Source organism: Streptomyces sp. NPDC101166 (assembly GCF_044768125.1).
Lineage (GTDB): Bacteria > Actinomycetota > Actinomycetes > Streptomycetales > Streptomycetaceae > Streptomyces.
On record NZ_JBIWPF010000189.1, the window covers coordinates 1 to 1,237 of the forward strand.

Consider the following 1,237-nt stretch of genomic DNA (forward strand, 5'->3'; position numbering starts at 1 on the left):
CTTAGAAGTCATCTCAATTGGCGACTGGCGGCGTGCATAGTGGCTGGCAGACGGGCTGCGATGGCGGTTGAATGCGTCGGTGAGCGACTACTGGACACCCGCCCATCGCGCGGTCGAGCACGAGGATGCGGAGACTCTGGCCCGGTTGCTGGCCGACGGTTCCGATCCCGATGAGGTCTTCAGCAACATGACGCTGCTGACGCACGCGATCGACGTCGAGGGCGACGGCTCCCTGCAGAGCGGCCAGGCGTTGACTGTGCATACCACCGCTGTGCTGCTGGCCTTCGGGGCTGACCCTCAGCTCGCGGATCCCGACGGTCGCACCCCCATGGACATGGCCAATCACTACGGCCACGACCTGGCGGTGAAGCTTCTGCAAGCCCACATCAGCGGGCGAGCCGCCGGTAACAGATGAGGGTGCAGGCGATGCTTGTGAAAGCGAGGAAGTGCTCGGCCTTGTGCTCGTAGCGACGGTGGAGGCGGCGGCAGCCGGCCAGCCAGGACATGGTGCGTTCGATGGTCCAACGGTGGCGCCCCAGACGCTGTGACGTCTCAACTCCCTTGCGGGCGATGCGGTGTCGAATGCCTCGGCTGCTTAACCATCGCCGCAGGTGGGCGTAGTCGTAGCCCTTGTCGGCGTGGAGCTTGCCGGGCTTGCGGCGCCGGGGGCCTCGGCGGGACCGGACCGGCGGGATGCCCTTCACGAGGGGTATCAGGGCCTGGCTGTCGTGCACGTTGGCCCCGGAGATGCCGACGGACAGGGGCAGACCGGTCCGCTCGGTGATCAGATGGATCTTTGAGCCGTACTTGCCCCGGTCGACAGGATTCGGACCTGTCAGCTCCCCCTTTTCAGGGCGCGCATGTTCACCGAGTCGATCGCGCATCGCGACCAGTCCAGGTCGCCGCGGGAGCCGAGTTCGTCGAGGACCAGGCGGTGGAGCTTGGCCCACACCCTGGCCTTCGTCCACTCGGCGAAGCGTCGATGGGCCGTGGCACCCGACGGCCCGAACGACGCCGACGGCAACTGCTGCCACGTGCAGCCAGACGTGGCCACGAACACGATCGCGGCCAGCACCTCGCGGTCACCGTGCCTTCGTCTGCCACCGCCCTGAGGCCGTACCGGCGCCTCCGGCACCACTCGCTGGAACAGCTCCCATAACTCGTCCGGCACCAGCCGCTCAACTATCCCCACCACGGCCGACAGCCTACCCAGGCAACCAAATGAGATGACGTCTTA

2 protein-coding genes are annotated in these 1,237 nt (G+C 66.6%); one reads left to right on the forward strand and one right to left on the reverse strand.

Translation table 11 applies throughout. The annotated features are described in order from the left end of the window. Nucleotides 1-79: 79 nt before the first annotated feature. Nucleotides 80-415: an ankyrin repeat domain-containing protein gene (locus ACIRS4_RS37605; RefSeq protein WP_404204678.1), complete on the forward strand. Its 336-nt coding sequence runs from the start codon at nucleotides 80-82 to the stop codon at nucleotides 413-415. Here the strand turns inward: ACIRS4_RS37605 and ACIRS4_RS37610 are convergent. Further along, a protein-coding gene (locus tag ACIRS4_RS37610) for an IS5 family transposase (protein ID WP_404204680.1) occupies nucleotides 387-1,186 on the reverse strand; the annotation gives its coding sequence in 2 pieces (ribosomal slippage) (nucleotides 387-847 and nucleotides 847-1,186; 801 coding nt in all). The two genes, ACIRS4_RS37605 and ACIRS4_RS37610, sit on opposite strands and share 29 nt — an antisense overlap. Nucleotides 1,187-1,237: the final 51 nt, after the last annotated feature.